Annotated in this window: 1 protein-coding gene and 1 pseudogene; both read right to left on the bottom strand. The window is 61.0% G+C overall.

Annotation, left to right across the window (positions count from 1 at the left end):
• A pseudogene (locus ACXJ7R_RS35280) lies at nucleotides 1–479 on the bottom strand (hypothetical protein); the annotation flags it as partial.
• A gap of 27 nt (nucleotides 480–506) precedes the next feature.
• On the bottom strand, nucleotides 507–725 hold a 219-nt coding region (locus tag ACXJ7R_RS35275), incomplete at its 5' end, for a TOBE domain-containing protein (RefSeq protein ID WP_457155822.1).

The following is a 725-nucleotide window of genomic DNA, read 5'->3' as shown; positions in this document are numbered from 1 at the left end:
GCCTTCACCCCCGGGTCGAAGAACTGAGCCGGAGTAAGTCCGCTCGAAAACTTGTCTTTGCTCCACGCGAGGTTCATGCCGAACTTGATGTAGCCGACACCGTATTTCGTGCGGAGTTCCGCCGGAATGCCGTCGGCCTTGATGACCGAATAGTCGAGCGGCTGAAGAAGATCGTCCTTCACCTCGTTCGCATGAGCCGAGCTCTCTGCCGAGACGACATCCCAGGTGACGTTGCCGCTCTCGACCATGGCCTTCACCTTGGCGTAGCCCGAACCGGTGGTGCCGGTCACCTTGGCACCCGTGGCTTTGGCGTAGGTGTCGAAGAAGGCCTTCGTCTGCGCGTCCTGGAACGAGCCGCCGTACGAGGCGACCACAACTTCCGCCGGATCGGCGGCAGGTGCCGATTTCGCAAAGAAGGTTACACTGGCCGCCGCCAGCAAGGCAGCGGACACACCCATACAAAGTCTGTTTTTTGTCATGATTTTTTACTCCCCTTTGAATCCGCTTCAGGGTGATCCTTCAGCCGGAAGAACAGCGACGGATGCCGGCATCCATCGCGCGATGACGGGTTTGCCGGGAGCCAGGTGTCCGGCCGCATCATCTCCACGCGTGATGCTGGCGAGCAGGGACTGCCCGTCGGAAAGTTCCAGCGCCACGCGCCAGCCGGCGCCGAGGTAGGTGACATCGCGGATCGTCGCGGGAACACCAAAGGCACTGTCTGATAC

Source organism: Mesorhizobium sp. P5_C1, assembly GCF_054049815.1.
Note: the sequence above shows the minus strand (reverse complement) of the source record. Positions and strands in the feature narration are given on the sequence as shown.